Origin of the sequence: Brucella sp. NBRC 12950 (assembly GCF_030268145.1) — a bacterium.
Lineage (GTDB): Bacteria > Pseudomonadota > Alphaproteobacteria > Rhizobiales > Rhizobiaceae > Brucella.
This window is the reverse complement of sequence record NZ_BSQC01000005.1, coordinates 1-22,401: the sequence shown is the minus strand read 5'-3', so window position 1 is coordinate 22,401 and position 22,401 is coordinate 1. Positions and strand designations below refer to the sequence as shown.

Here is a 22,401-nt window from a genome sequence, read left to right as displayed (position 1 = left end):
TAGTTTTCTCGGCCCAAGTTTCTCTCATTCCGACGCCCCCGAGGCTGGGAGGCGGTCAAGACGTTCGATTTCAGCGAGGATTAGTGCACCTGCTTTGACCAGATTGCGGCGATAGCCATCAGGCTTCCACCAAGCATCGGACCACGGCCACTTCAAAGGTACAGTTGGAAGATGCGTACGTTGTTTTGTCGTAATATAACAAGACGCAGCTTGCGCGATTTCACCACCTGCGTGAGCGTCATCATGCTCTGGCGACCATCCTTCTGCCTCGATCTGGCGCTTACGCTCCTCCAGAACGTCACGAGCGGCAGCCGACTGTTCCGCTACAGGCTGAGACGAGAGGGCGCGGTCAGCATCCATGCGGCGATAATGTCGGTCTTGAAACCACTTGCTGACGGCATCGAAATACGCCTGACGATCAGCTTCGTTATTCGTGTGGAATGCACGGAACCGCAATTTATCAATCGCGAACTCTTCTTCCTCCAGCGCCTGCGCACGCGGGGATGGGGCGACACCTTTGCCGTCGCAGATTTCGCACAGTAATGAAGGATAGCCGATAGGGCAGGTTTCATCCTGCTGGATTTTGGTGCATTCGCAATCGCTAGCTGACACCTCGATTGCGGACAGGATGCGAGCCTCATAGTCGGCCTGTGCTGCTGCTTTGGCGGCATCCTCGGTGGAGAAAATGCCAATCATCGTGCCGTCGGTATAAACCCGGAAGCCATCACCCGCTATTTTGATATGGAAGTAGGTTGCGAAAGGAGTGTCAGTCGTCCAGCCGATCACCTCTCCATCTTCCAGTGAGTACGTCTCTTCGGTCCACTCCAGCTTCTTCACAGCCCCTTGCAGGAAAGGCAGGGCGGCTGTGAGGGCGGTTTCAACCTGTTGAGGATCAACATACTCAGCTGCAGGTCCCCAGTATTTGGACATAAAAGCCTTCGTTGATTCACTTACCAACATAACGCACCTCATCACCAACGAGGACGGCCCGACCTGTTGCCGCCAAACGGCGAGCAACGGGCAGGGGGATTCCAGCGGTTCCAAGGGATATGCGCTGCGGGCCGAGCCGCAACGCGTTTAAGTAAGCAGCGTCAATGCTGCTGCCGCGTATGTCTGGGGCGCGTACGTCCATCACGCCGCCCTCCGCTTGAAAGGACGGCGATTGTCGTTTGCCGGCCGGATGCGGCGCATACGGAACTGCTCGCCCGTTTTGCCCGACACTTCATATGCAATGTCTTTGATCTTTGCTGCTGTTGCCGGGTCACCCACGCGATACCAACGGGCAAGCGACAGGATGGCGGCTGCTGTGGTGCCCTGAGCAATAAACTCGTCGGCAGTTAGGATGTGCGGAAGGGTGGCAGTTCTAGTCTGCATGGTATGCTCCTCGTGTGGTGGTGGTAAGCGTGACGACCCGTGGCGTGAAAACGCTCGGATCGTCGATTGTTGGAAAATCCTGGGGCGCTACGCCCCGTCGCTATCTTTCGCGGTAAATCATGTGACGCCGAGCCCTACAGCGCCGATGGTCACGAAGAAGCCGATGACAACCGTCATCTCAACGGCTTCGCGCGCTGCGTATCGGATCCAAGGCATGGGGCGAGCGTGCTTCTTTGCACGGTAATCAGGGCGCCGCATTGGCTCATCGCTGCCCGCACGAGCAGCGTCGGTGTGCAGTTCGGGCTCCATGTCGGCGAGCATTTCCAGCAAGGCGCGGTTCATCACGCAGCCTCCGCTAGCTCGGGGTCCTCACTAGCGACAGTCTCAACGCTGGCGCCGGCCTCGCGGAGTTCAGCGAGAAACACCTCATGGTTGGATGTAGCAATCGCGCCGCTTGTCTGGAAAACTTCATATGTTTCGCCCGGGCAGAGCGTGGCGAGGCGCGTTGCCTCCGCCAAAGCTTGCTCAAACGAGCCGTGTTCATACGGTAGGGTAGTGGCTACGCTAACGCGTCCGGTCTGTTTGCCGCGGCGGAATACAAAGAATCCGCCGCCGATTACTTCGTTCTTTCGAGGTGCTGGCGATCTTCTTCTTCTCGGGGTTTTCGCATTCGTCATTGGGTTACTCCTCGTGTTTGGTTGGTTCAGCAGATCAAGCTGGTGAGGCTGTCTTCGTGCTGTTCTGTCACCTTTATATGCTTATCAGTCATCCGTTGTCAACATGATCGATGACAAAAACACATCTATAGAATTCACAGGGTTAACCAAGCATGAAGAATGTTCTTGAAATGTTCTGCTTATGATGGAATCATAATTCAAGAGTTAAGCGTGTGAGGTGTCATGTATCCGCTGTTTGTTGTGCAAGGATTTACTGCGTGCCGGTGGGGTATGATCCCTGACGCCCCGATCCAAGTCGATACAGAAGATCACGCGCTGAGGCTGGCTCATCGTCTGGCTTGCGAAAAGCCCGCTGTCCTTGCTCTATACAGATGGAATAATGAGACGCAGATCATCGCAGCTATCGGGCGTGTACCTGACAACGCTCTTGAAGCTGTGGCTAACGGCTAGCTTTATCGGGTGTTGTACTTACCTACAACGCGATGGCAGACAGGCCAATCCGCGCGAAATTCCTTGAATTCCTTATGCGGATTGTACTGTTCCAGCATCCATTCGCGGTCATTAAAACCGACGAGTCGCTTGATGATCGCTTCGTTCTCGTCCATTGCACTGGTGTGATAAAGAATTACGTCTTCATCACGAACTGGCGGCAGATTAGGGTTTACGAGTGCGGTTTCGCCGGGCCGATAGGCAGGAACCATTGATTCCCCAGACAATAGAAGGCCGTAACCACCCTTAACGCCCTGCAGTACTGCAGGCATTTTCATGTAGCTGATAGGATCAAAGGTGATGATGACATGACCATCGCCGCCCTTCGCTGCAGCATAAACGGGTAAGCCACGTTCCTGGCTTACGAGCTGATCGCCGGGGATAAGAGTTGGTTTGAAGGTGTCAGATATTGGTTTGGCTGATGTAGCCGCCATCTCGCCGTTACCAAAGGCAAGCCAATCCTCATTAAGATCAAGCGCACGAGCGAGGCGGGCGACAAAATCGACGCTTGCGCCGCGCTTCCCACCCTCCAAAAGACTGATCGACGACTTGTCACGCCCAATAAGGGCGGCAAGGTCAGCCTGGCTCATTCCTTTAAGTTCACGCGCCGAACGAAGGCGCTGCGCGAAATCTTTGTCCATGATGTGCTTTTCGCATATTGTTGTGAAAATGTAACGTGCGAAAATGTCACCATGTGTTGACATGGATGCGAATCTGTCATATATAGGTGTCATCAACCGGCGCATAAGACGCCGGACAGTTCGAAGGAGGGCCTACCTCATGATGCCAGAGAACATCCTCCCAAGGATATCGGCACTCAATAGATAGCAGCCGCGCTCATGCGCAATTGAAACTGAGGAGAGAGCAAATGACCAATACCGCCGAAAGAAGCGAACTGGCTCTCGTTGAGGCGCCGCCGTAGAGATAACAGGGACGCTGCTGACCTTAATAGGGTCAGTGGCGCTTTCGGCGTGACTTACGTCAAAAGCTTTAAAGGCGGAGTTTATGAGCCGGCACCACCCGCTGCTCGCTCCGCCTCGTAATACCCCGGCTTACACGAGGAGGGCTTGCGCCACTTCTACACCGGGGGTTCCTTCGCGAGTACCACCCCGCGCAGGACAACAGATGGCTTCACCAAAGCCATTTGTCAACCAACACCACACACGAGGAGAGCATGAAAGATTATGAAACCATAGAAGAAGTGCATCGCATGCACGAGGTGGGCGCCAACCCGACTGAAATCGGAAATGCGCTAAGCCTGCCTAGATCGACGGTAGCTTCAATTCTGCGTCGTCCTATTCCAAAACCTACAGCCGACCGGATTGTCGTGCGGTGTGTTTCTAACGGTGGATGGTCCACGGCCAATCACTGCGTCAGTTATATCGCGATGCCACGCATTCGTGCGCTGGAAGCTGCGAATGACAACTTCGAGCCGGGCGCAATCGCAGCCTGAGCCACGTTGGCCCGCAAGTGCAGGCCACAGATCAACCTCCTGACAGGAGGAATATCAATGAAATCCCATAACTTGCGTGAGCCCCACAAGGCTTACCAAACCAAATTCACGCGGACTGGTGAGCGGGACACGACAAACCGCAAACCTTACCGAACGGTCGCGCAGAAGCTTCATGCCCGAGACACTGCCGTCCTTAAAGACGGTCGGTATGTTTCGAGCGCTCCTGTGTCGTTCAGCAGAACGAAGCGAGGTGCAGCGTGACTTGCGACTGCGGCGACTGCTGGGATCTGCCCGGCTCAATTGTGACCCACAAGCTTACAGGCTGGAAGGGCATCATTATCGGCGATCGAGACGGCTGCATGTTCCTCACGGTGCGTTTCTGGATACCAGGTACCGGCCTCGGGGCGATCGAGGTTTCGCGTTTCGAAGTTGAACCACCGGCCAATGATGGCGACGGCGGTGGCGGCTCTGAGGTCGGAACTGAAGAAGACAATGTCATTCCGGTCGATTTCACCAAGGGCGTGAAGCTGACCAAATCAACAAAGACGAGGGGAGTAGCGTGATGGGTGAATTTAAAGCTGGATTTAAGGTTAGAAGCCTAGTGACGCAGATCAACGTTCGCGCAGGCGAACTGTACGAGGTAAAAACCGTCGAGAATGGTGGTGTTTGGGTCATCGATGACGTTGGCGACGAGTTCTATTTGACGTCAGATGAGTTTGAAGTTCTGCCTGTTGCTGCGCAGGCACCGGAAGACAAGCCAGCCTTCAAGGTTGGCGATCGGGTGCGTTTGACTATTGATGAAGGCGAGGGCCGTAATAGCGGTTCCATCGGTGTCATCGAGGAAATCAAGAATAATTATGCGCGCGTATTGTTCGACGCGCCTTTTGATGGATGGGGAACAACAGGGCGCAATTGGCACGCACAATTATCCGACCTTGTAGCCGCCCCCCTAAAAATCGAAGCAGGCAAATACTATCGCACGCGTGATGGCCGTAAGGTTGGGCCTATGATGGCACGAAATAATGATTCATATGCATTTGCTGCTGATATAGCCGGTGATATCGGGATCCGCATCTTCCAGAAAGACGGTATTCACGGCTCACGCTGGATAGGCAATGAGCCAAATCTCGACATCATCGCCGAATGGATCGATCAGCCTGTCAAAGCAGCTGCACCGGTCCAGTTTACGATGCGAAACTTTAAGCTCACATGTGAGCCCGTTGCAAAACCCGCCATCGTTGCGCTGATCGAAAACGGCCAGCCAAAGCCGTCCGTGGCGCCGTTCGTTCACGCCAATGAAATGTTGGCCGCGAAGGAAGCCGCACGTCTAGCCAGCCTCCAGAAAGGCCAGGAGTTCGGCGTTTACGTGCTGACGCAGAAGGTGAGTGAGCCTGCACCATCTTATAAGCACGAATGGCAACGGTTCGCTGCGAAAGGCGAAAAGATTTCAGCTATCAAAGAGCTGCGATCTGTAACTGGTCTCGGATTAAAGGCGGCAAAGGACGCGGTCGAACACTGGATCGCGCACGACGAGCCGTACTCGCGCATCGCCGCCTAACCAGCAAATCTCACCGATAAACCAACCAGCCCCGCTGCAATCGCGGCGGGGAATGAGGAGGTATTATGCAAAATAGACCGAATGCATTCCAGCGTGTCCTGAGCCGTGAATATGGTGAAGACCGACTTCTCGGGATGCCAGCACGCGATCGGATGCACCATGATCGTCGCATGAACGAAATGGCGGAGATGACTGGCGGCCTTGGGTTTCGCACCCCTTCGAAGGCAGTTCGACGCTTTGCTGACGGCTCTACCCGTGGCGAGCGTAAGCGCAATCGCCGGGAAACAGCCAATGCTGTTATTCGTGCAGCGCATGAAGCCGCCTGGGCTCGCACAGCTTATGAGGCCAGCCTATGACGTCGCAGTGGCGCAACCAGCCCTTCAAAGACTACGTAGTCGAAGATGACCGCATCTTGTCCAGCGAAACGACGCTGGGTCTCGGCGATAGCTTCGTCATGGGGCTGGCAGTTGTCGCGGCTTTAGCGCTGGCCATCGGCTTTTACTCATGGGTGCTGTCGTGACCTACCCACGGTTTCCCACGCTGGCCACATCGGCGCCAGTCTGGCTGATCGGCTCGCTGATCCTACTGGCCATGATGATCGGATTGAGGATCGCATGACCGCATTGGCTCTAATCGGCGGCCTGGTCTTGTGCGGCATCATTGCGGTCGGCGTTGCTCAGATCATCATCAAAACCACCACCAAACCAACCACGAGGAGAAGATAATGCGTATTCTCGCAGCTATTTTCGGATTTTTTGCATTCATCATCACGCTGACAGTTGTGTTCGGCTCCTGGTACACAATCGACCAAGGCGAACGAGGCGTTCTGCTGCGCAACGGCGCGCTCGTGGGTACTGCTCAACCTGGTCTGGGTTTCAAAACACCTTGGATCGAAGAGGTGGTGAAGGTCTCAGTCCAGTCGCGAGCTCAGCTCTACAAGGAAGTACCCGCTTACTCGAAAGACCAGCAATCAGCGGTTCTTTCCCTGTCCGTCAATTATCGAATTCCAGCCGACAAGGTGACAGAAGTCTACAGCGTCTACGGTGGCGAGGATGGTCTTTTGTCTCGGCTCGTCGACCGACGAGTGAATGAAGACCTCAAAACCGTGTTCGGCCAGTTCACTGCAGTAGCAGCAATTCAGGATCGATCCCGCCTTAATCTTGAAGTCGCTTCTGCGATTCAGAGTTCGGTGAAAGGCCCGGTCATTATCGACAGCGTGCAGATTGAGAATATCGACTTCTCAGATGCATACGAGGCCAGCATCGAGCAACGAATGCTTGCCGAGGTTGAAGTGCAGAAGCTTCGCCAAAACGCCGAACGTGAGAAGGTCCAGGCAGAAATTACGGTCACACAGGCAAAGGCCAACGCTGACGCGGTCCGTGCCAAGGCTAATGCAGAAGCAGAAGCGATCCGGATTAAAGGTGACGCAGAAGCAACTTCGATTAAGGCGCGCGGCGATGCACTTCGCGAAAATCCCGGTCTTGTGGCTCTGACGCAAGCTGAAAAGTGGAATGGCCAGTTGCCAACCACGATGTTGCCGGGCGGCTCAGTGCCGATGCTGCAGCTGCAATAAGCAAACTCGGCGGGGTTCGCTCCGCCACACCAACACCGACCAAAACACACGAGGAGTTATTTATGGCCATAAGCCTATCAAGCCTCAAATCGACGAAGAGAAACGACCCGCCAGTCATGCTTTTGTATGGCGTCGACGGCATCGGCAAGACCAGCCTTGCCGCTGAATTCCCAGACCCAATCTATCTAGCCACAGAAGGCGAGCGTCCGCCGTCTGATATCGAAATGGCAACGCCAGGCACTATTGAAAGCTTCGACGACTTGCTCAACATTATCGGCGAACTGCTGACAGTTGAGCATGATCGGCGCACTGTCATTATCGACAGCGCCGACGGCCTCGAACCGCTTGTCTGGGCTGCCACATGTGCCCGCCTTGGCATTACCAGTATTGAGGAAGCTGGATTCGGAAAAGGCTACGTGGAAGCTGATACCGAATGGAATGAGCTTATGTCGGCCCTGTCGGCGCTCGCTCAGGCTGGCATTTACGTGGTCATCCTTGCCCATCCCGAGATTGTGCGGTTCGACAGCCCAACAACCGATCCATATTCGAGGTACCAACCCAAACTGCACAAGCGTGCCAATGCGCTCGTCCGTGAAAAGTCTGACGTTGTGGCCTTCATGAACTACCGTGTTTCTATCAAGGAAAAGGAAGTGGCGCGGCAGACAAAGGTCGCTCACGCCGAGGGCGGCAAAGAGCGCCAGATCCATCTGAATGAAGGTGCGGGCTTCAACGCCAAGAACCGGTATTCGATGCCCGACGCCGTTCCATACCGTAAAGGGCAGGGCTTCACCGAGCTGGCGAAATACTGGCCGGTCACGCTGCAGGAGGCTGCGTGATGGGGTGGTTCAGTCCAAATCCTATGCAGCTAAAGTTCGGAGAACCTGTCCACCAGATGGCAATCCGAGCGATCATGCAAGGCGCTCTCAAATTTGACTCAGAAAGCATTCTCACCTGCACATCTTACCATTTCGTCGGTCCACATGGGATTGTTTATAAAGGAAAAGACAAAACTTGGCGCCGGTGCGGGGACGTATTTGCAGAAGGAGTTGCCGAACTCTGCGAAGAAATTCAGCAGGATTTCAATGAGCGCATAGCGGCACAAGAAAAAGCGCGTGAGTACGCTCGCGAAAAACTTTCCGTTCCCAGCCTTTTTGCATCAGTCACCAAACAGAAAGAGCCCGCATAATGGAAAAAGCACTAGCAGGACTGGTTACGGTTGCCGCCATCCTTTTCTTTGCGCCGCTGATCGGTGTTCTCTTTGGCGGGTTTTCGGGATGGGTTGTCGGTTTCTTCTTCACTGAAACAGTGCAGGCATTCATCACCGCTTTAGGCATCAATGCTGGCCACATGTCACTTTGGCAGATAGGGGCTTCGCTTGGCTTCATCGGTGGGTTTTTCCGACCCACTGTATTTCGGGCGAAGTCTTAATTCTTGTCTTCTAGAGACGGGCTTCCGCGCACACGTGCGGAGGCCAAGGAAAGGGGATCTAAGCGCTACTTCACCGGGCTTCCATGTAAGCACGGACATGTTGCCCCTCGGTTCACTAGCAGCCGATGCTGCGTAACGTGCGCTGCGGATCGAAATAGGGAATGGGCCGCCGAAAATAAAGGCCACGTGAAGGAATATCGTCAGAAGGCATATGCAGAAAACAAGGATGAAATTCTATCCAACTGGTCTGCATGGTATGCCGAAAATCACGAGCGTGAACTAGAAAAAAAGCGCATTCGGTACGCGGAAAACCGCGAAAAGAACCTAGAATATGCTCGTGAATATCGATCCTCAAATCCAGAAAAAGTTCGGGCAGCAAGTGACAAATGGAAAGCTGAAAACCCTGATAAGGTGAAAAAAGCATGGGATGATTGGTACTCAGAAAATGGCAAAGCCCGTGACGCCAAACACCGATCGACGCCTAGAGGCAAGTTAGACGATGTGATGTCGTCGGCCATTTACAGCGCAATTAAAAAGCGCAAGGCCGGGCGTAGTTGGTCCGATCTAGTTAAGTATAGTGTTGATGATCTTATGGATCACCTCGAACGCCAATTCCAGCCGGGTATGACATGGGAAAACCACGGGCAATATGGATGGCATATCGATCATGTCATCCCCCGATCGGCGTTCAACTACGAAGAGCCAGAAGACATAGATTTCAAGCGTTGTTGGGCGCTGGACAATATGCAGCCTTTATGGTGGCGCGATAACCTATCGAAAGGCGCAAAAATCACCGCGCCCTTCCAACCATCGTTAGCGATGACAGTTAACGACAACCAACCACCACTCACAACACGAGGAGCCTGATATGGCCCAATTAGGAACTAAATTCGACGCGACATCTGTCGATACCGCACCACAAGATTTTTCAACTCTACCTTTAGGTGTTTATCGCCTTGAAGTCACAGCATCGGAAGTCGCGGCAACTAAGGCGGGGACGGGAACAATCCTCAAATTAACGTATGACGTCGTTGAGCCCGAGCCACATGTTGGGCGTAAGATTTTTGCGAACATCAATATCCAGAACGCCAATCCAACCGCTCAAGAGATTGGCCAAAGGGAACTTGGTAGCCTTTGCCGGGCTATCGGCATCTCAGAGTTGGAAGACAGCGAGGAACTTCACTTCGTCGCTTTTACAGCGAAAGTTGGTCTAGAAAAACCACAAGAAGGGTATGCGCAACGTAATAAAATCGTCAGATTCTATTATCCCGACGAAAACAATGTGCCTGAGCCGAGCATTGACGCTCAGCAGCCTGCAGCAGCAGCGCAGCGACCAGCCAATGACAACCGACCTGCAGCGGCAAATAACAACAAGCCAGCGCAGCCTGCAAAAGCTGCAGGCAGCCGTCCTTGGTCTAAGTAAGGCCCAACCAAGGCGCGGTCACCAGCCGCGCCTACCACCAACACGAGGAGAAACCCATGCGGGTAACGCTTGACCGAGCACAGCTTGCGCACGCCTTGTCTACCGTGACAAAGGCAGTCGAGGCCAGAACGACAATCCCAATTCTTGGCAACGTGCTTTTGTCCGCGGACAAAGGACAGCTGAGCATCACCGGCACTAATCTCGATCTGGAAATCAGCACCAGCTTGCCTGTTCTGGACAGTCAGGACGGCACAGTCACGGTTGCGGGTAAGTTGCTTCTAGATATTGCCAAGCGCGCCACAAGTGACATTAACTTGGAAGCCGATGGCAATCATCTGGTCGTAAAATCTGGCAAGAGCCGTTTCAAGCTGGACACGCTACCAGCTGCTGACTTCCCGTCCTTCAATCACGGAAGCTTCGACACCACGATCGAGTTCGATCTCGCTTCTCTCGTGCAGGAAGTGCAGTTTGCTGTCAGCACCGAAGAAACCCGCTATTATCTCTGCGGCGTTTTTCTGGAAGCGAAAGACGGCCATATCGTTGCCACGGCAACAGATGGGCATCGTCTCGCGTCGACACGCATTGAGCAGGAGGCCACGTTTGCGCCGGTTATTCTGCCCAATAAGTTGCTGTCATTGCTGCCGACCGGCGTCGTGTCGGTTTCGCTATCGTCAAACAAAGTGATGGTCGAAAGCGGTTCGACTGTCATCGTGTCGAAACTCGTCGATGGCACATATCCAGATTACGAGCGCGTTATTCCCAAGCCATCGGAGTGTGTCGCTACGCTGTCGGCAAAAGCACTGCGCGAAGCTGTCGGCCGCACATCAGTTATCGCCAGCGAGCGCGGACGCGCTGTGCGCTTCTCATTTGCTTCAGATGCTCTGACGCTGAATGTCGCTAATCCAGATCGCGGCGACGCAACTGAGGAGATGGAAGTCAACTTCAGCAGCGAGCCTCTGACGATCGGTTTCAATGGTCAGTATGTCACCGAGCTCATGGCGGCGTTTGGCACCGATGAAGTGACCATGTCGATGGCTGACTCTGGTTCGCCTGCGCTGGTCACGTCGACGAGCAGGCCGGGGTATAGGTGCGTAATTATGCCGATGAGGACATAATGATCACTACTCCAAAGTTGACGCACGATCGGCTCATCCAAGTGATGGAGTACGATGCGAAAACCGGTCTTTTCCGTTGGAAGATAAAGTTGGGAAAAGGGCACGTCGGAGAAGTGGCGGGGTCTCCGGATAATGTTGGGTATATTCGGATTATGATCGATGGGGAGCGCTTCTTAGCTCATCGTCTGGCATGGTTTTATGTGCGTCGCGAATGGCCAAAACATCAGATCGACCACATCAATGTGAACAATTCAGACAATCGATATGAGAACTTACGCGAGGCAACACAGCAACAAAACCAAGCAAACAGGGGCCTTCAGCGGAATAATTCCACTGGCTACAAGGGAGTGTCATTCAACAAGCGGCAGAACAAGTTTTTTGCGCGTATCAAGATAAATAACAAACTCATTCATTTGGGTAGTTACGATAATGCAGAAGAAGCCCATCAAGCATACGCTGCCGCAGCGAATGACAGATTTGGCGATTTTGCCAGGGTGGCTTAATGGTTGCCCTCCCTAAACCACAATCGACAACAGTCGGCGCGATTTATGCTGCTTACGAGGCCCAGGCGAAATCCTGGGACTCGTGGGGCATAAGCGTGGGCGAGGCGGGCACGGAATGCGACAGGGCGCTTTGGTATGCTTTCAGGTGGGCATCGGCTCACGAAGTCCATTGCGGCCGTCAGCTGCGCTTGTTTGAAACGGGTAACATCGAAGAAGACCGACTTGTCGCTGATCTCGAGCGCATCGGCGTCGACGTGTACGGTCAGCAAGACAAGATCCGGCTAGTGTCTGGATTCGTGCGCGGCAAGTGCGACGGGAAGGCAATGAATGTGCCGGAGGCGCCGAAAACTGAGCACCTGCTAGAGTTTAAATCAAGCAATGCCAAGGGCTTCGCGCTGATTGTTAAGGATGGATGTCAGAAAGCGAAGCCGTTGCACTATGCACAGTGCCAGCTTGGAATGCATGCCTTTGGTCTGACGCGGTGCCTATATCTCGTCTCGTGTAAGGACAGCGACAGTCTTTATTCTGAACGCATCGAATACGATCTGGAATTCTGTTTACGGCTCGTTGCTCGCTGCGAACGCATCGTGTTTTCAGACAGGCCTCCGAGCAGAATTAGCGAAAATCCGGAGTTCTTTGGATGCATGTTCTGCAAGCACAAAGCGGTCTGTCATCACGATGCACAGCCGCGTGTGAACTGCCGAACCTGCCTACATGCTCAACCTGAAAGCGGTGGTGATTGTCACATCTCATGCGCGCGATGGGCAAAGCCATTGTCGATCGACGAACAGCGCGACGGGTGCCCGGCGCATTTGTATCTACCGGGCATGGTTAATGGTGAACAGATCGACGTCGATGAGGACGCCGAAACGATCACTTACAAGATGAAGTCGGGAGAGGTTTGGGTGGATGGCGAGGGGAGGAAGGTGGCGTGAGTGTAAAAATCAACCATGAGCTTGTCGGTCAGACCGTCAGTGTCCGTAAGGTTGGCGACAAGCAAGCATTCATCGGCATCGTTGCAGAAGCTTGGTTCTGGAAAGTGAAGGACAAACCGAGCGTCACTTATTTCAATGTCATCGATCCAACTGATGGGACCATGTGGAATCGTGATGAGGACGAAATCAGAGTAATTGAGAATATCGCGGAGGCAGCTTGATGCAAAAACCAACCAAGGAACGTTTTCTAGAGAATATCGCCAGCCACACAATGGAGGTGCGGTGTAATAGCGGCACGCATAGACACCTGACGTTCTCTAACAATGGCTCGTCAGTATATAAGTTTCACATCACAACATGGCCTGGCTACTTGGCGATATCTGGCGATATGGGTTCGTTCATGTTCTCGCGACTTCCAGATATGTTTGAGTTTTTTCGCGGTGATCATATCAATCTTGGATACTGGTCTGAAAAGCTAACGGCACACGAGAAACACGGCGGTCATACGTCATATAGTGAAGATCTGTTCGTTGAAGCTCTGAAAAGTGATTTTTCAGATTGGTATTTTGAAAGCGAAGATGATCGGGCAAAGGCGTGGGATGCGATAACCGATGAGTGGGACGGCCTAACTGACCGTAGCATCAACGCTCAAGATGCCATCCAGTCTGCCATGGATTGGGCCTGCCCAGTATCAGGGAATTCGTTTCAAGATTTCTGGGAACACAGGGTCGAAGACTACAGCTATCATTTCACTTGGTGCTGCTTCGCCATTCAATGGGCAATTCAACAATATGACGCCCGTTTTACAGCTGCGAACGATAACAAACCTAACGAAAGCATTGAAAAGGCAGCATAATGCTCCAGCTACGCGCATACCAGTCAGAAGCAATAGACGCCGTTTTCGACTATTGGCAAGAGGAGGCAGGCAATCCGCTTGTTGATCTTGCGACGGGCTGCGGCAAGTCGTTGGTTATGGCGTCATTGATCCAGCGCCTCGTAGAAGGCTGGCCTGATATGCGCGTGATGGTCGTTACTCACGTCGCGGAGCTTATCGAACAGGATTATCTGGAATTGCTGGGCGTTTGGCCGTTCGCGCCTGCAGGTATCTATTCGGCAGGCCTTGGTCGTCGTGATGCGCGAAGTCAGATCGTATTTGCCGGCATTCAGACGGTTCATAATAAGGCTGAGCAAATAGGACACGTCGACGTGCTTATGGTCGACGAGTGCCACCTGATTCCGATCAACAGCAATACGATGTATCGCAAGTTCATTGACGCGCTGCTTGAGGTGAATCCGGATATGAAAATCCTCGGCCTGACTGCCACGCCTTATCGCCTGGATAGCGGTCGCTTGGATGAGGGCGCGGATCGTCTGTTTGATCAGATCGTCTACACCTACGGCGTTGCAGATGGTATCCGCGACGGCTTCCTTGCTCCACTGACGAGCAAGCCAACCGCAACGGAATACGACGTCAAAGGCGTCGGGCGGCTCGGTGGTGACTACAAGCAGCGAGCGCTGGAAGAAGCAATCAATCGAACAGATCTCAATGATGCAGTTGTTTCTGAGATCATTGCGAAGGGTGCTGATCGTCGCTCGTGGCTCTGTTTTTGCGCCGGCGTGAAAGCCGCGCTGGATGTGCGCGATGTCTTCAGATCCCGCGGCATTACGTGCGAGGCCGTAACAGGCGATACACCGAAGGAAGAACGCCGCCGCATCCTTGAGGACTTCAAAGCGTTCCGAATCCAATGCGTGACAAACAATTCAGTTCTTACGACAGGATTCAATCACAAGGGCGTTGATTTAATTGCATTTATGCGTCCAACTTTATCTTTGAGTTTGTACGTCCAGATGGCTGGCCGCGGCACTCGTCCGCTCTACAAGGTAGGCGCGCCGTTGGCGACTGTTGAGGAGCGTCTTGCAGCTATCGCGGCAGGCCCAAAGAAGAATTGCCTCGTTCTGGACTTCGCAAAACTCGTCGATCGGCATGGACCTGTCGACATGGTCGAGCCGAAAGCTCCAAGCGCGGGTAATGGCGAGCCGCCAATCAAGATCTGCCCGACCGTACCTGACGACAATGGGGCGGTCGGTTGCGGTGAGAAGGTGCACATCTCGCTGATGAAGTGCCCATGCTGCGGCTATGACTTCCCGCCGAATGAGGATGAGAAACTAACACGGCAGGCAGCCGACGTTCCGATTGTCAGCACCGCCGAAGCAGAGTGGCGCAAGGTGACAGGCCGGACGTTTCACTTTCACGAAGGAAAAGGCGACAAGCCACCGTCGGTCAAGTGCAGCTACATCGCAGGCTATACGCAGATCAACGAATGGCTATGCCCGCAGCATACGGGTTTTGCACAAACCAAAGCGCATCGATGGTGGACGCAGCACGGCGGTCAGCGACCTTTCCCTAAAACGGTCATGGAGTGGCTTGAACGTCAGCGCGAACTTCTCACCACCGATGAAATCAGCGTAGTTCCGAACGGCAAGTACTGGAATGTGAAAGACGTGCGGGCTGGCCTTAGTCTCGAGGCCGATAACGACAACTCACCGGAGCCAGCGAACGACAATGTGTCGGCAGGTATTTCGGAGATGTTGGACTACGAGATTCCGTTTTAAAAAAAAGACCCGTATCGCGCTTGGGCGGGGGGCTTGGGTCGCGCGATACGGGTGCCGTCCTGCGAACAGGATGCCGACATTAAATAGGTACGAGCGCTGAATTCGGAAATGACAGTTTGTTGCAGTTGCAAATTGTTAGTGCCGCAACCAAAAAAGTCGCCCTGCAGCGAGGGCTGTCAGAGCGACTGCGTACGGCGCCCCCACCCGGAAGCCAATACGCAATTCAAGCGTAACATCAGAGGCATGCAAGTAAAAGTTACATTTACTTTAGATTCCTGTTGCACCGACTGACGACCCCGCCACAATGAGTATTACCCGGCCTTACCAGCCAACCACACGAGGAGCACAAATGAAAAATCCTGAAACAGAAACCTACGATCCGTACAACGCCAGAACCACAGCACCGGCAGGACATAACAACCCGCCGACCTCTGCATATGAAGAGATCAAGCAGGAAATCGAAGACCTGTTCGACGAGGCGAAGAATTTCGCGGACGGCGAAGCCATCGACAATCAAGATCTGGCCGACGCTGTGACCGAACTGCACGACAAGTTGCATGAAGCGGGCAACCGTGCTGATACCGCTCGCAAGACTGAAGCCAAGCCGCACGACGACGCAAAAGCTGAAATCCAGACCCGATACAACAAGCTGATCGGCAACACCAAGACTTCAGGGAAAGGCAAGGTCGTGCTTGGCAAGGAAGTGCTGCAGGGGCTTCTGACACCATGGCGCAATAAGGTTGCCGCCGAAAAGGAAGCTGCAGCTAAAGCCGCTCGTGAGGAAGCAGATCGCGTAATCCGTGAGGCGCAGCAAGCCATTCAGGAGAGCGCTGGAAATCTGGAAGCCCGTGAGCAGGCAGAAGAACTGGTCAAGGAAGCCAAACAGGCTGACAGGTGGGCTAAGCGCGAAGATAAAGCGGCCACGACTGGCACTGGCCTTCGTTCGGTATGGCATTGTGATCTGGTCGACGAGGGTGTGGCTCTTGATTGGGCGTATGGCCGTGCACCGGAGCGTTTCAAAGCTGTTGTGCAGGCAATGGCCGAGGAAACCGTGCGCGCCGGTATGCGTCAGGTGCCGGGATTCAATGTGCGTGAGGAAAGGGTGGCGAGGTGAGTCCCGACGATATGGCGCGTTCTTGCCTTCACGCTATGGAGGCGTGCCGCGAGTTTGGCAGACCTGAGACCGACGCTAAAGTCACGCTCGTAACTCCACAGGGGTTCAAGCCGCCGCCAAAATTCCCGCGTGGTTATCTTTTGCAGGTCAAGTCTGATGGCGCCCGTTTGTGGCACTTTCCTGCATCGCGAGTGCTGTCTTGGCTACGGTCAAATAGGTTGGTGGAAATATGACCAACTACGGGGATCAGTCCATGAAATGCCCAAAGTGCGGAAATGCCAGTGGTGATGACTGGTCGCAATGTGAAGGTGGGTGCCCTATCGTCGTATCACCTTATTACGATGAGTACTTGGTCGGTGGTTACAAAGCTAACGTCTCCACCTATGACGACTGGTTTCCTGATCTCAGCATCCCAATTGCTGCCGAGCAGCAAGGCGGCCATGAAAAGGCGAATTAATTTTCATTATTGTGACGATGTAGGATTCGAACCTAACGGACGCTTCCGCTTCACATTGGAACGGGCCACATTGCGGCGCCTGCCCTGAGGAATTTCCCGCTCTTCCCCACGCATCGTCATCAATAAAAAATCCCCTAAACGGGACTTTGTCAACACCCCGCCAGCCACCAACTGGCGGGTTACCACACACGAGGAGAGAATATGTCTTACGCAGAGTTGTTGGCGCGTAAAAGCGCCGACGCACCGATGCGTGGACTTTCGTCTATTCCGTCATTGCATGAAGGCATGTTTGCTTATCAGCGTGACGTAACCGAGTTTCTGCTCGGTGTAGGCGGAGGTGCCGCGTTCCTAGATACAGGGCTTGGGAAAAGCTTTGTCGCGTTAGAATGGGCGAGAGTAGTCTCGGAGCAGGTCGGAAAGCCTGTTTTGATGCTCGCACCGCTCGCAGTTGCGCCGCAGCACGTCCGAGAGGCGCAGAAATTCGGATACGAAGACGCCCGAGTTGTTCGCTCGCAAGATGATGTTGGACCGGGCATCAACGTAACCAACTACGCCAAAATCGATCATTTTGATCCGAGCGCGTTTGCTGGTGTGGTGCTTGATGAGTCCAGCGTCATCAAGAATTTCACTGGCCAGACAACCCGCAAAATGATTGCGATGTGGAAAGACACCCCATTTCGTTTGGCATGCACTGCAACTCCGGCTCCGAATGACCATATGGAATTGGGCCAACATTCGCAGTTCTTGGGTGTGATGAATTCCAACGAGATGTTAACTCGATGGTTTATCGCAGATCAGACGAATATGGGCCGATATCGTCTCAAGGGACACGCTGTAAAACCATATTGGAGTTGGGTTGCGAGCTGGGCCAGATGTATTTCAAAGCCGTCAGATCTTGGTTATTCCGATGATGGCTTTGGACTGCCACCTCTAGAAACCTTTCGACACGAAATCAGGGCGGACTTGAGTGTTGATGCGGGAGAGTTGCTTTTTCGCATTCCCGATACGAGCGCAACAGCCATTCATAAAGAAAAGCGCCTAACTGCCAACGCCCGAGCTCAGGCAATCGCCGAGCAAGTTAACTCCGAGCGTTCCGAGCCTTGGGTTGTGTGGTGCGACACTGATTATGAAGCTGATGCTTTGACTAGCCGTATTCCCGATGCGGTCGAGGTTCGAGGATCTATGACCGACAAAGTTAAAGAAGATCGTTTGGTTGGGTTCAGCGAAGGAAATATCCGCGTAATCGTCAGTAAGCCGTCAATCGCCGGTTTTGGCTTGAATTGGCAACACTGCGCTCGAATGGCATTTGTCGGACTGTCGTTCAGCTACGAGGCATATTACCAGGCCGTGCGTCGCTGCTACAGATTTGGGCAGAAACGACCAGTTCATGTGCACATTGCGCTAGCAGATACCGAGCGAGCGATCTGGGATACGATCAATCGCAAGAGCGGCGATCACGAGCAAATGAAAAGCGAGATGTACGCAGCAATGCGGCGTGCTCATCAGAAACGCCAAGTCAAAATCAACTATCAGCCAACCACGCCTGTTAATTTGCCCGATTGGGTGAAGGGAGCTTCCGTATGACCTACGTCCTAGACCAAGCAGCCGGTGACAATTGGGCGGCTTACAATGCAGATTGCGTGCCATTTACACAGGGGCTGCCTGATGGGTCGATAGATTTCAGTGTTTACTCGCCGCCTTTCTCCTCGCTCTACATTTATTCGGAGAGCGTTGCAGACATGGGTAACTGCGCAACAGACGACGAGTTTTTTGAGCAGTACCGCTACTTAGTGCGTGAAAAGCTCCGCGTGACACGGCCGGGACGCCTCACTGCAATCCACGTGAAAGACTTGGTCTATTACCAGAATAGCAGTGAACGTGGCACAGCAGGTCTACGCCCTTTTTCGGATGACTGCACGCGCCTTCATATTGAGGAGGGTTGGGATTTTCATTCACGTATCACAATCTGGCGTGATCCAGTGCGTGAAATGCAAAAAACCAAAGCTCATGGGCTTCTATGGAAAACGCTTCGCGCTGACAGCACTTTTAGTCGCATGGGTATGCCTGAGTATCTGCTCGTTTTCCGGAAGTGGGCGAAGGATGGTGAAGAGGTTAAGCCAGTAACCCACACCAAGGAGAGTTTTCCCGTGACGGACTGGCAGGATCATGCATCGCCAGTGTGGAACTTTAGCAAGCAAGATTTGCCAGAGACCGATGTTCTGAATGTTAAGGTTGCCAGATCGGACAAGGACGAAAAACACCTTTGCCCCATGCCTCTAAACATCACAAAGCGCGCATTGCGTATGTGGTCAAATGCAGGCGACACCGTTTTCTCGCCGTTTATGGGAATTGGATCTGAAGGATACGTTTCTCTGCAAAATAACCGCCGCTTTCTCGGCACTGAACTGAATCCAAACTACTTCAAACAGGCCGTGAAAAATCTAGGCGACGCCGCAGCTGTTGGCGAGGTGCCTAGCCTCTTTGGAGATAACGACAACGTCGGGGCTGCAAATGCAGCCTGACGACATCTGCCACGTCTGCTTCCGACACGCCGTAGGGCTCGGCGTGCAGGAGCACAAAGAACCGATCCGCTGGCTATGCAAGGAATGCGCGGACATTGCCGAGCATATCCGCACACGCCGCAGGCTGGACCCTTACGAACTGCGCGCGCTTGATACCGGCGTTGAGGCGGTGGGGGAGTTTTTGCAGTCCATACAGAAAACCGACCTTGCGGAGTGCGACGAGCTCGAAGCGCGCATGCTGGTGAAGGCCGCATGGGAAGGCTGCGGGCGAGGGATGCGGGAAGCTTTGAAAGCTGCGCCGTTTTAGTTCACTGCAGCGGCCCGTTCCGTCTGGCAACATAGAGACCATTCAAGAGATCGACCATGTCATCAGCCTCCTGAATATCGAGGTTGGTGATGTAGGTCTCGTTCACCATCACCACGAGGCCAGTGAATATATCAATCACAGCCCAGGTTCCGTCTGGCATCTGCTTCATATCATAGCGGGTTTCAGCCATGGCAGCGCTCCAAGGATTATTCATGCAGAATATCACCACTCAGCAATTTGCAGAAGACCCAATGCTTGACGTCGCGCTGTCGTATCAGGCTCAAAACTGGCCAGTATTTCCGTGTCGCCACTGCGACGAAGAAATCATCGACCCTCAAACAGGCGAAATCGAAATCCTCGCCACCAAGACTCCGCTCACGAGTAACGGGTTCCGTGGCGCGACGCTCAATGAGCGCATCGTGCGGGAATACTGGCGCCGCAATCCTTTCGCTATGATCGGCGTGCCGACCGGTGCACCAATTGGCGCATGGGTGCTGGATATCGATCCAAAACACGGCGGCGACGAAACGCTTGCAACGCTGGAGGCCGTGCACGGCGCTTTGCCTTCAACGCTGACAGCCGAAACTACGAGCGGCGGCCGTCACTATTTCTTTCGCCATCGTCAGGGCGTTCGCAACCGTGGCGCACTTGGTTCAGGCGTCGACGTACGAGGTGACGGCGGTTACGTCATTGCGGCCGGCAGCGTCCCAGAGGTTGGCCTGCCTTATCGTTGGATTGCGGAACAAGAGCCGGTCGACGCTCCTGACTGGTTGCTCGAGCTGGTACTGCCTCGATCGTATGAAAGCACTTACACCGCAGCGCCGTCTGTCAGCGGCAAGATCAATGACCGTTATGTCGAGCGTGCAGTTCAGTCTGAGCTGGACGATCTCGCGCTTGAACCGATGGGCAACCGCAATAACCGGCTGAACGACGCCGCGTTTCGTTTGGGAACTTTCGTCGGGGCTGGCGCTCTGGCTGAATCTGAGGCACGCGCGCTGCTGCAGGATGTAGCCCGAGGATGGGGCCGGGACTGGCCGCGCTGCGTTAAGACGATAGACAACGGCTTGCGGTCGGGGGCGATGCACCCGCGCAATGTGCCGCAGAATGATAACGACAACACGCGTCTGGTAGATATCAGCCGTATGATTGCCAATGGATTGGCGAAAGCTGAGGCGCGCACTGACGTTATTGTGGAGCCAGTCGCGGACTTCGATGATAATATTAGTACTAGCGAACAAACTACTGAAAACAAACGTGCAATCATTGCCACGCCGTTTGTCTGGAAAGACCCGTCGACGTTGCCACGGCGCGAGTTTGCGTTTGGTAAACACTTCATTCGCAAGTATGTTTCAGTGACGGTCGCGCCGGGCGGTCTTGGCAAAACTGCTAACAGCATCGTCGAGGCGTTGGCCATGGCATCGGGTAAGGCGCTCAATGGCACGAAACCTCCGAAGCGTCTGAAGGTCTGGTTGTTCAATGCCGAAGATCCGCGCGACGAACTCGAGCGCCGCATCATGGCCGCATGCATTCATTTCAATCTGAAGCCAGCTGATATCGACGGGCATTTGTTTCTAGATACAGGCCGCGAGCAGGAATTAGTCATTGCGATCGACGATAAGAAAGGCGTACGCATTCAGGAGCCAGTCGTTGAAGCAGTCGTCGAGACGATCTCAGAGCTCGGCATTGACGTGATGATTGTTGACCCGTTCGTGTCGACGCACCAGGTCAATGAAAACGACAACGGCGCAATCGACAAGGTGGCCAAGCTTTGGGCGCAGGTCGCTGACCGGACTAACTGCTCAATCGATATCGTGCATCATCTGCGCAAGGTGAGCGACCGTGAAGCAACTGTAGAAGATGCTCGTGGCGCTGTGTCTCTGATCGGTGCGGCGCGCTCGGTGCGCGTGCTTAATCGCATGTCGGAAGCGCAAGCCAGTGAGGCCGGCCTTACACACGAAGCGCGGTTTTCATATTTCAGCGTGGTCTATGGAAAATCGAACTTGTCAGCGCTGTCGCACAAAGCTGACTGGCGCAAATTGGAAAGTGTCGCTCTTGGGAACGGTCAGGGTCTGACCAAGCCTCAAGATCATGCGCCGGTCGTGACGTCGTGGGCATGGCCGACGAGCGAGGAAGTTGCTGAAACGCTGACCGAAGACGAACGCGACGCAATCCGGGGAGTTGTGAACGGCGGTATGTACAAGCCGGCACCGCAGGCCAAGGATTGGGTTGGGCGTGCCGTTGCACATGCACTGCATCTCGACGTAGACGAAGAGACAGACAAGAAGCGTGTCGGCATGATCACTAAGGCGCTGTTCGCTGAGGGCTTCTTAATGAAGGTGGTAGATCGGGACCCTATTCAGCGCAGGTCGACGACGTTTGTGAGAGCGATGTGAAGAGAGCGCCCTACGGGGCGCTTTTTTGTTATGGTTTTATTAATCATAAGGACGCTGACGTCACGGAATTGTTTCTATTGAATCAGCTGTGACTAATTTACTACAGACTTTTTTCGGATGGCACCTATCTTAAATTCAACAACAGAAGTTCGAAATAAATATGAGTTTGGAGATAGCCATGAAAATCAAATCAATTTTGCTTGCTTCAACAGTCGCAATAGCTGGCATTTCCGGCGCTCAGGCAGCAGACGCAATCGTTTATGAAGAACCTGCACCAGTTGTAGCAGCTCCAGTATTTTCTTGGACCGGTGGCTATCTCGGTGGTCAGGTCGGTTACGGTTGGGGCAAGTCGCGCTTCGACACTGATGGCTTCGACCTCGGCAACGTCAAGCCAGATGGTTTCCTCGGCGGCCTGTATGCTGGCTACAACTTCGATCTGGGCAACAGTGTTGTTCTCGGTATCGACG

32 protein-coding genes are annotated in these 22,401 nt (G+C 53.8%); 25 read left to right on the top strand and 7 right to left on the bottom strand.

The window, feature by feature from the left end:
• Positions 1–24 precede the first annotated feature (24 nt).
• The 5 genes from QSJ70_RS09600 to QSJ70_RS09580 form a co-directional block, all read right to left on the bottom strand.
• Entirely contained in the window at positions 25–930 is a 906-nt protein-coding gene (locus QSJ70_RS09600; protein ID WP_285536011.1) for a hypothetical protein, read from the bottom strand.
• A gap of 16 nt (positions 931–946) precedes the next feature.
• The gene (locus QSJ70_RS09595; protein ID WP_285536010.1) at positions 947–1,135 is read right to left on the bottom strand and encodes a hypothetical protein; all 189 of its coding nucleotides are present in this window, start codon (positions 1,133–1,135) and stop codon (positions 947–949) included.
• Complete coding sequence (locus QSJ70_RS09590; RefSeq protein WP_285536009.1) at positions 1,132–1,374, bottom strand: hypothetical protein; 243 nt, start codon at positions 1,372–1,374, stop codon at positions 1,132–1,134. Before QSJ70_RS09590 ends, QSJ70_RS09595 begins: the two co-directional genes overlap by 4 nt.
• A gap of 117 nt (positions 1,375–1,491) precedes the next feature.
• Positions 1,492–1,716, bottom strand: coding sequence for a hypothetical protein (locus QSJ70_RS09585; RefSeq protein WP_285536008.1), 225 nt, complete (start codon positions 1,714–1,716; stop codon positions 1,492–1,494).
• On the bottom strand, positions 1,716–2,051 hold the full coding sequence (locus QSJ70_RS09580; RefSeq protein ID WP_285536007.1) for a hypothetical protein: 336 nt from the start codon (positions 2,049–2,051) through the stop codon (positions 1,716–1,718). Before QSJ70_RS09580 ends, QSJ70_RS09585 begins: the two co-directional genes overlap by 1 nt.
• A 222-nt stretch (positions 2,052–2,273) precedes the next feature.
• On the opposite strand from QSJ70_RS09580, the gene QSJ70_RS09575 reads away from it, so the two are divergent.
• The gene (locus tag QSJ70_RS09575; protein WP_285536006.1) at positions 2,274–2,501 is read left to right on the top strand and encodes a hypothetical protein; all 228 of its coding nucleotides are present in this window, start codon (positions 2,274–2,276) and stop codon (positions 2,499–2,501) included.
• Positions 2,502–2,503: 2 nt separating this feature from the next.
• On the opposite strand, the gene QSJ70_RS09570 is transcribed toward QSJ70_RS09575, so the two are convergent.
• The gene (locus QSJ70_RS09570; protein WP_247875320.1) at positions 2,504–3,181 is read right to left on the bottom strand and encodes an XRE family transcriptional regulator; all 678 of its coding nucleotides are present in this window, start codon (positions 3,179–3,181) and stop codon (positions 2,504–2,506) included.
• A gap of 533 nt (positions 3,182–3,714) precedes the next feature.
• Between QSJ70_RS09570 and QSJ70_RS09565 the strand changes: the two genes are divergently transcribed.
• From QSJ70_RS09565 to QSJ70_RS09460, 22 genes are all read left to right on the top strand, one after another.
• Positions 3,715–3,993: a hypothetical protein gene (locus QSJ70_RS09565; RefSeq protein ID WP_231194973.1), complete on the top strand. Its 279-nt coding sequence runs from the start codon at positions 3,715–3,717 to the stop codon at positions 3,991–3,993.
• 257 nt (positions 3,994–4,250) lie between these two features.
• A complete protein-coding gene (locus QSJ70_RS09560; RefSeq protein ID WP_285536005.1) occupies positions 4,251–4,556 on the top strand; it encodes a hypothetical protein in 306 nt (101 codons plus the stop codon).
• Complete coding sequence (locus tag QSJ70_RS09555) at positions 4,556–5,551, top strand: ribosomal protein L7/L12 (RefSeq protein WP_285536004.1); 996 nt, start codon at positions 4,556–4,558, stop codon at positions 5,549–5,551. The genes QSJ70_RS09560 and QSJ70_RS09555 overlap by 1 nt, the downstream gene beginning before the upstream one ends.
• Before the next feature lie 65 nt (positions 5,552–5,616).
• Entirely contained in the window at positions 5,617–5,907 is a 291-nt protein-coding gene (locus QSJ70_RS09550; RefSeq protein WP_285536003.1) for a hypothetical protein, read from the top strand.
• Positions 5,904–6,071, top strand: coding sequence for a hypothetical protein (locus QSJ70_RS09545; protein ID WP_285536002.1), 168 nt, complete (start codon positions 5,904–5,906; stop codon positions 6,069–6,071). Before QSJ70_RS09550 ends, QSJ70_RS09545 begins: the two co-directional genes overlap by 4 nt.
• Positions 6,072–6,275: 204 nt before the next feature.
• Complete coding sequence (locus QSJ70_RS09540; protein WP_285536001.1) at positions 6,276–7,124, top strand: SPFH domain-containing protein; 849 nt, start codon at positions 6,276–6,278, stop codon at positions 7,122–7,124.
• 62 nt (positions 7,125–7,186) lie between these two features.
• On the top strand, positions 7,187–7,960 hold the full coding sequence (locus QSJ70_RS09535; RefSeq protein ID WP_231194963.1) for an ATP-binding protein: 774 nt from the start codon (positions 7,187–7,189) through the stop codon (positions 7,958–7,960).
• Entirely contained in the window at positions 7,960–8,310 is a 351-nt protein-coding gene (locus QSJ70_RS09530) for a hypothetical protein (RefSeq protein WP_285535999.1), read from the top strand. Before QSJ70_RS09535 ends, QSJ70_RS09530 begins: the two co-directional genes overlap by 1 nt.
• Positions 8,310–8,552, top strand: a complete 243-nt coding sequence (locus tag QSJ70_RS09525) for a hypothetical protein (protein WP_285535997.1) — start codon at positions 8,310–8,312, stop codon at positions 8,550–8,552. Before QSJ70_RS09530 ends, QSJ70_RS09525 begins: the two co-directional genes overlap by 1 nt.
• 186 nt (positions 8,553–8,738) lie before the next feature.
• Positions 8,739–9,419 carry an HNH endonuclease signature motif containing protein gene (locus QSJ70_RS09520; RefSeq protein WP_207488904.1) on the top strand — a complete coding sequence of 227 codons (681 nt, stop codon included), beginning with the start codon at positions 8,739–8,741 and terminating at the stop codon, positions 9,417–9,419.
• 1 nt (position 9,420) lies between these two features.
• The gene (locus QSJ70_RS09515; protein ID WP_285535991.1) at positions 9,421–9,975 is read left to right on the top strand and encodes a DUF669 domain-containing protein; all 555 of its coding nucleotides are present in this window, start codon (positions 9,421–9,423) and stop codon (positions 9,973–9,975) included.
• Positions 9,976–10,031: 56 nt separating this feature from the next.
• Complete coding sequence (dnaN, locus tag QSJ70_RS09510; protein ID WP_285535989.1) at positions 10,032–11,090, top strand: DNA polymerase III subunit beta; 1,059 nt, start codon at positions 10,032–10,034, stop codon at positions 11,088–11,090.
• A complete protein-coding gene (locus QSJ70_RS09505; protein WP_285535988.1) occupies positions 11,090–11,593 on the top strand; it encodes an HNH endonuclease in 504 nt (167 codons plus the stop codon). Before dnaN ends, QSJ70_RS09505 begins: the two co-directional genes overlap by 1 nt.
• On the top strand, positions 11,593–12,528 hold the full coding sequence (locus QSJ70_RS09500; protein ID WP_285535986.1) for a PDDEXK family nuclease: 936 nt from the start codon (positions 11,593–11,595) through the stop codon (positions 12,526–12,528). Before QSJ70_RS09505 ends, QSJ70_RS09500 begins: the two co-directional genes overlap by 1 nt.
• Complete coding sequence (locus QSJ70_RS09495; protein WP_285535984.1) at positions 12,525–12,749, top strand: hypothetical protein; 225 nt, start codon at positions 12,525–12,527, stop codon at positions 12,747–12,749. The genes QSJ70_RS09500 and QSJ70_RS09495 overlap by 4 nt, the downstream gene beginning before the upstream one ends.
• Positions 12,749–13,384: a hypothetical protein gene (locus QSJ70_RS09490; protein WP_285535983.1), complete on the top strand. Its 636-nt coding sequence runs from the start codon at positions 12,749–12,751 to the stop codon at positions 13,382–13,384. Before QSJ70_RS09495 ends, QSJ70_RS09490 begins: the two co-directional genes overlap by 1 nt.
• On the top strand, positions 13,384–15,141 hold the full coding sequence (locus tag QSJ70_RS09485) for a DEAD/DEAH box helicase (protein ID WP_285535981.1): 1,758 nt from the start codon (positions 13,384–13,386) through the stop codon (positions 15,139–15,141). The genes QSJ70_RS09490 and QSJ70_RS09485 overlap by 1 nt, the downstream gene beginning before the upstream one ends.
• A gap of 349 nt (positions 15,142–15,490) precedes the next feature.
• On the top strand, positions 15,491–16,255 hold the full coding sequence (locus QSJ70_RS09480; protein ID WP_285535979.1) for a hypothetical protein: 765 nt from the start codon (positions 15,491–15,493) through the stop codon (positions 16,253–16,255).
• Between the two features lie 253 nt (positions 16,256–16,508).
• On the top strand, positions 16,509–16,712 hold the full coding sequence (locus tag QSJ70_RS09475; protein WP_285535978.1) for a hypothetical protein: 204 nt from the start codon (positions 16,509–16,511) through the stop codon (positions 16,710–16,712).
• Positions 16,713–17,141: 429 nt separating this feature from the next.
• Positions 17,142–18,296, top strand: coding sequence for a helicase-related protein (locus tag QSJ70_RS09470; RefSeq protein WP_285536420.1), 1,155 nt, complete (start codon positions 17,142–17,144; stop codon positions 18,294–18,296).
• The gene (locus QSJ70_RS09465; protein WP_285535976.1) at positions 18,293–19,234 is read left to right on the top strand and encodes a DNA-methyltransferase; all 942 of its coding nucleotides are present in this window, start codon (positions 18,293–18,295) and stop codon (positions 19,232–19,234) included. The genes QSJ70_RS09470 and QSJ70_RS09465 overlap by 4 nt, the downstream gene beginning before the upstream one ends.
• Positions 19,224–19,541, top strand: coding sequence for a DUF6511 domain-containing protein (locus QSJ70_RS09460; protein WP_285535974.1), 318 nt, complete (start codon positions 19,224–19,226; stop codon positions 19,539–19,541). The genes QSJ70_RS09465 and QSJ70_RS09460 overlap by 11 nt, the downstream gene beginning before the upstream one ends.
• 1 nt (position 19,542) lies before the next feature.
• Here the strand turns inward: QSJ70_RS09460 and QSJ70_RS09455 are convergent, their stop codons facing one another.
• Positions 19,543–19,731 (bottom strand): hypothetical protein, encoded by a 189-nt coding sequence (locus QSJ70_RS09455; RefSeq protein ID WP_187548681.1) that lies wholly within the window; start codon positions 19,729–19,731, stop codon positions 19,543–19,545.
• 22 nt (positions 19,732–19,753) lie between these two features.
• On the opposite strand from QSJ70_RS09455, the gene QSJ70_RS09450 reads away from it, so the two are divergent.
• On the top strand, positions 19,754–21,934 hold the full coding sequence (locus QSJ70_RS09450; RefSeq protein WP_285535972.1) for a bifunctional DNA primase/polymerase: 2,181 nt from the start codon (positions 19,754–19,756) through the stop codon (positions 21,932–21,934).
• A 178-nt stretch (positions 21,935–22,112) separates the two neighbouring features.
• Positions 22,113–22,401 (top strand): autotransporter outer membrane beta-barrel domain-containing protein (locus QSJ70_RS09445; protein WP_285535969.1); only part of this gene is annotated, 289 nt, incomplete at its 3' end.

Bases quoted from the DNA above. Each gene is read 5' to 3' on its own strand.
- QSJ70_RS09450 (WP_285535972.1), top strand. From the start codon at position 19,754: ATGCAGAATATCACCACTCAGCAATTTGCAGAAGACCCAATGCTTGAC.
- QSJ70_RS09455 (WP_187548681.1), bottom strand. From the start codon at position 19,731: ATGGCTGAAACCCGCTATGATATGAAGCAGATGCCAGACGGAACCTGG.
- QSJ70_RS09525 (WP_285535997.1), top strand. From the start codon at position 8,310: ATGGAAAAAGCACTAGCAGGACTGGTTACGGTTGCCGCCATCCTTTTC.
- QSJ70_RS09555 (WP_285536004.1), top strand. From the start codon at position 4,556: ATGGGTGAATTTAAAGCTGGATTTAAGGTTAGAAGCCTAGTGACGCAG.
- QSJ70_RS09600 (WP_285536011.1), bottom strand. From the start codon at position 930: ATGTCCAAATACTGGGGACCTGCAGCTGAGTATGTTGATCCTCAACAG.
- QSJ70_RS09575 (WP_285536006.1), top strand. From the start codon at position 2,274: ATGTATCCGCTGTTTGTTGTGCAAGGATTTACTGCGTGCCGGTGGGGT.
- QSJ70_RS09505 (WP_285535988.1), top strand. From the start codon at position 11,090: ATGATCACTACTCCAAAGTTGACGCACGATCGGCTCATCCAAGTGATG.
- dnaN (WP_285535989.1), top strand. From the start codon at position 10,032: ATGCGGGTAACGCTTGACCGAGCACAGCTTGCGCACGCCTTGTCTACC.
- QSJ70_RS09580 (WP_285536007.1), bottom strand. From the start codon at position 2,051: ATGACGAATGCGAAAACCCCGAGAAGAAGAAGATCGCCAGCACCTCGA.
- QSJ70_RS09470 (WP_285536420.1), top strand. From the start codon at position 17,142: ATGCTCGCACCGCTCGCAGTTGCGCCGCAGCACGTCCGAGAGGCGCAG.
- QSJ70_RS09535 (WP_231194963.1), top strand. From the start codon at position 7,187: ATGGCCATAAGCCTATCAAGCCTCAAATCGACGAAGAGAAACGACCCG.
- QSJ70_RS09460 (WP_285535974.1), top strand. From the start codon at position 19,224: ATGCAGCCTGACGACATCTGCCACGTCTGCTTCCGACACGCCGTAGGG.
- QSJ70_RS09530 (WP_285535999.1), top strand. From the start codon at position 7,960: ATGGGGTGGTTCAGTCCAAATCCTATGCAGCTAAAGTTCGGAGAACCT.
- QSJ70_RS09480 (WP_285535979.1), top strand. From the start codon at position 15,491: ATGAAAAATCCTGAAACAGAAACCTACGATCCGTACAACGCCAGAACC.
- QSJ70_RS09565 (WP_231194973.1), top strand. From the start codon at position 3,715: ATGAAAGATTATGAAACCATAGAAGAAGTGCATCGCATGCACGAGGTG.
- QSJ70_RS09590 (WP_285536009.1), bottom strand. From the start codon at position 1,374: ATGCAGACTAGAACTGCCACCCTTCCGCACATCCTAACTGCCGACGAG.
- QSJ70_RS09515 (WP_285535991.1), top strand. From the start codon at position 9,421: ATGGCCCAATTAGGAACTAAATTCGACGCGACATCTGTCGATACCGCA.
- QSJ70_RS09485 (WP_285535981.1), top strand. From the start codon at position 13,384: ATGCTCCAGCTACGCGCATACCAGTCAGAAGCAATAGACGCCGTTTTC.
- QSJ70_RS09465 (WP_285535976.1), top strand. From the start codon at position 18,293: ATGACCTACGTCCTAGACCAAGCAGCCGGTGACAATTGGGCGGCTTAC.
- QSJ70_RS09490 (WP_285535983.1), top strand. From the start codon at position 12,749: ATGCAAAAACCAACCAAGGAACGTTTTCTAGAGAATATCGCCAGCCAC.
- QSJ70_RS09545 (WP_285536002.1), top strand. From the start codon at position 5,904: ATGACGTCGCAGTGGCGCAACCAGCCCTTCAAAGACTACGTAGTCGAA.
- QSJ70_RS09500 (WP_285535986.1), top strand. From the start codon at position 11,593: ATGGTTGCCCTCCCTAAACCACAATCGACAACAGTCGGCGCGATTTAT.
- QSJ70_RS09585 (WP_285536008.1), bottom strand. From the start codon at position 1,716: ATGAACCGCGCCTTGCTGGAAATGCTCGCCGACATGGAGCCCGAACTG.
- QSJ70_RS09475 (WP_285535978.1), top strand. From the start codon at position 16,509: ATGAAATGCCCAAAGTGCGGAAATGCCAGTGGTGATGACTGGTCGCAA.
- QSJ70_RS09570 (WP_247875320.1), bottom strand. From the start codon at position 3,181: ATGGACAAAGATTTCGCGCAGCGCCTTCGTTCGGCGCGTGAACTTAAA.
- QSJ70_RS09540 (WP_285536001.1), top strand. From the start codon at position 6,276: ATGCGTATTCTCGCAGCTATTTTCGGATTTTTTGCATTCATCATCACG.
- QSJ70_RS09550 (WP_285536003.1), top strand. From the start codon at position 5,617: ATGCAAAATAGACCGAATGCATTCCAGCGTGTCCTGAGCCGTGAATAT.